This is a genomic window from Novosphingobium sp. 11B, assembly GCF_054589055.1.
Genome location: NZ_BAAILP010000272.1, coordinates 1 through 3,479, shown reverse-complemented (window position 1 = coordinate 3,479; position 3,479 = coordinate 1). Strand labels below are relative to the sequence as shown.

Below are 3,479 nucleotides of genomic sequence, written 5' to 3'. Positions count from 1 at the left end.
GAAGCAATCCAGGGCGGCGCAAAACTGCCCTGGATTGCTTCGCTGCGCTCGCAACGACGAGGGAGTGGTTCGGTTCAGTGGCATCGCCCCCTAACCCCGCTCAGGCTGAGTGCTGAGCCTGTCGAAGCATCGAAGCCCCGTCGCGCATGAGCACTGCTGCCGGCCTCCACTACGAGTTCCACGGTCCCGAGCACGCGCCGAAGCTGATCCTGTCGAGCGGCCTCGGCGGCAGCGGTGCCTACTGGCAGCCCAACCTCGCCGCACTTTCCGCGAACCACCGCGTCCTGACCTACGACCAGCGCGGCACCGGCCGCAGCGATCGCGCGCTGCCGGAAACGACCTCGATCGAGGACATGGCGCAGGATGTCATCGCGCTGATGGATGCGCTCGGCATCACGCGAGCACACTTCGTCGGCCACGCGCTGGGCGGGATGATCGGGATCGAGACCGCCCTCGCCTCCGGCCGGATCGACAAGCTGGTGGTGATCAACGGCTGGCGCACCCTCTCCCCGCACACCCGCCGCTGCTTCGAGGCCCGCCTCGCCCTGCTGCGTCATGCCGGGAACGAGCCGTTCCTGCGCGCGCAGCCGCTGTTCCTCTACCCGCCCGACTGGATCGCCGCCAACGACGCGCTGCTCGAGGCTGACCTTGCGCACCACATCGCGGGCTTCCCCGGCGCGGAGACGATGGAAAAGCGCATCGCCGCGGTCAGCGCCTATGCCCCTTCGGCCGAGCGGCTGGCCAGGCTGGGCGAAACCCTCGTCATCGCCACGCGCGACGATTTCCTCGTGCCTTGCGCGGCCTCACTGGACCTTGCCGGACCGATCCCCGCGGCCGACGTCGCCACCTTTGGATGGGGCGGTCATGCCTGCAACGTCACCGATCCTGCGGGCTTCAACCGCCTCGTCGTCACGTTTCTGGAGAGCTAGTCCATGCAAGTCGGCGTCTTCGTGCCCATCAACAACAACGGCTGGCTGATCAGCACGACTTCGCCGCAGTACATGCCCAGCTTCGATCTCAACAAGGAGATCGCGATCCGGGCCGAGAAGCACGGGCTCGACTTCCTGCTCTCGATGATCAAGCTGCGCGGCTTCGGCGGCAAGTCGGAGTTCTGGGAATACGGGCTGGAGAGCTTCACCCTGATGTCCGGCCTCGCCGCCGTGACCGAGAAGATCAAGATCTTCGCCACCTGCCCGACGCTGATCATCCCGCCCGCCTTCGCGGCGCGGATGTGCAACACCATCGATTCGATCAGCCACGGCCGCTTCGGCCTCAACCTGATCACCGGCTGGCAGCCGCCCGAGTACACGCAGATGGGCCTGTGGCCGGGAGAGGAGCACTTCCGCAACCGCTATCAGGTGCTGGACGAATATGCCCGCATCCTGCGCGAGTTGTGGGAGACCGGCCGCTCCGACTTCAAGGGCGAGCACTACACGATGGACGACTGCCTCGTGCGGCCGACCCCGCAGGGTGACATGAAGATCATCTGCGCGGGCTCCTCGGACGCGGGGCTGGCCTTCTCGGCTAAGTGGGCGGACTATGCCTTCTGTCTCGGCAAGGGCGTGAACACGCCGACCGCCTTCGCCTTCAACAACGAGCGGCTGGCGAAGTTCACCGCCGAAACCGGGCGCGACGTGCAGGTCTTCGTCCTCGTCATGGTCATCGCCGCCGAGACCGACGAGGAAGCGCAGGCGAAGTGGCAGCTCTACAACGAAGGCGTCGACATCGACGCGATTTCGTGGCTGGCAGACCAAGGCGCCAAGGACACCGTCAACACCGACACCAACGTACGCCAGCTGGCGGCGCCGGAAGGCGCCGTGAACATCAACATGGGCACCCTCGTCGGCAGCTACGAGACCGTGGCGCGAATGCTGGACGAGATGGCTGAGGTGCCCGGAACCGGCGGCGTCCTGCTGACGTTCGACGACTTCGTGGAAGGGGTCGAAAACTTCGGCACCCGCATCCAGCCGCTGATGAAGAGCCGCGCGCACATATCCGGCTGAAGCGCGAAAATCCGTTTGACGGCCACCTGACACGCCATATCGCAAGGTGGGTTTCCGGGTTCCCGCGAATCACGTCAAAGTGCCGCCACCCCCACAAAGAAAGCCCGGGGCCTGCAAGCAGGCCCCGGGTAGTTTGGTAAAGGATCGCATTGGAATTACCGATCCTTCGGGTCGCATCTACGCAGATGCCCGAAATGGTGATTCGGCGCATACCATGATCGTGGTATGCCCCCTCGATCCGCCCCGTTTTACATAGGCTTGCGTAAAGTTGACGCCGGGTTCACATTGCCCTCCGGTCGCAGTCGGGGGGCAGGACCATACGAATCGAGGAACTGGGGGCGCTCTTCGCGCGCGCCCCGTTTGAAGAATCTGGCTGGGAAGGCGCGCTGAAGGCTCTGGCCAGTGCGACGGGGTCGATGCGCGCACAACTGGTCGCGATCGGCGAACACCACACGTTCTTCAACCGCGTCACCGATACCTGGGAAGGTTACACCGCAGAATTCGAGGCCATCGAGGGCCATAGGCCGGAGGTGAACTACCGCGTCGCGGCCTCGCGCGCGCCTTATGAAATCGTCTGGGAAAAGCATTACGACGAAGTGCGGGCCGTCTCCACCAACGAAGCCTACATGGAGCACGTGCGGCGTCTCGATGCCGAACACGGCGCCCAGATCGTGCTCGACAGCGGACCGTCCGCCTTCTTCGGCCTCGCCGCCCTTCACGGTGCCAGCGATGGACGTACAACCGAGGCGCAACGCGCGGCGCTGAGCGGCGCCGCACCGCACGTGATGGCCGCAATCCGCCTGCAAAGCGCCATCGAGCATCAGGGCGCCGAACTGCTGCTGGGTTCGCTCGACGCACTGCGTACGGCCGCAATCCTGCTCGACGTCGTCGGCCGGGTGCGCTCGGTGACGGGAGCGGCGGAGAGGCTGCTCGCGCCCGACACGCTGCAGGTGCGCGGCGGGGCATTGCGGGCGGTGCGGCCGGACCTCGACCGCGTGCTGCAGATGCGGATCGGCGTGGCCCTCGCCAACCGGCAGGCGATGCCTTCGGAGCTGTGGATGCAGTCGGTGCGCGGGCCGCTGCTGGTCGAGGTCTGCCCCCTGCCCCGGCAGGACTGGAACTTCGGCTTCGCGCCCAGTGTGATCGTCACGCTCAAGGCCCCGCTGGGCCTCACCAGCGATCAGGGCACCCGCCTCTCCGCCGCGCTCGATCTGACGCGGGCCGAGGGCGAGATCGTCGCCCTGCTGGCGCAGGGTCATTCGCGGCAGGAGATCGCCCGGATGCGCAGCGTCAGCGTACAGACGGTGTCGAGTCAGCTCCGCACGATCTTCCAGAAGGCCAGCGTCAATCGCGAGGCCGAACTCGTCTCGATCGCCCGCGCGGTGATCGAGATGGGGAGTCGTTAGTCCCCCGTTCCGTCATTGCGAGCGCAGCGAAGCAATCCAGGGCAGTCTTGAGCGTCCTGGATTGCTTCGC

Annotated in this window: 3 protein-coding genes; all 3 read left to right on the top strand. The window is 66.0% G+C overall.

The annotated features are described in order from the left end of the window. Positions 1-146 precede the first annotated feature (146 nt). The 3 genes from rutD (at position 147) to ACYPYD_RS23040 (ending at position 3,409) form a co-directional block, all read left to right on the top strand. A complete protein-coding gene (gene rutD, locus ACYPYD_RS23050) occupies positions 147-929 on the top strand; it encodes a pyrimidine utilization protein D (protein WP_459665764.1) in 783 nt (260 codons plus the stop codon). 3 nt (positions 930-932) lie between these two features. Beyond that, positions 933-2,003, top strand: coding sequence for a pyrimidine utilization protein A (gene rutA, locus ACYPYD_RS23045; RefSeq protein ID WP_459665761.1), 1,071 nt, complete (start codon positions 933-935; stop codon positions 2,001-2,003). A 416-nt stretch (positions 2,004-2,419) separates the two neighbouring features. After that, a complete protein-coding gene (locus ACYPYD_RS23040; RefSeq protein ID WP_008830283.1) occupies positions 2,420-3,409 on the top strand; it encodes a helix-turn-helix transcriptional regulator in 990 nt (329 codons plus the stop codon). Positions 3,410-3,479 lie beyond the last annotated feature (70 nt).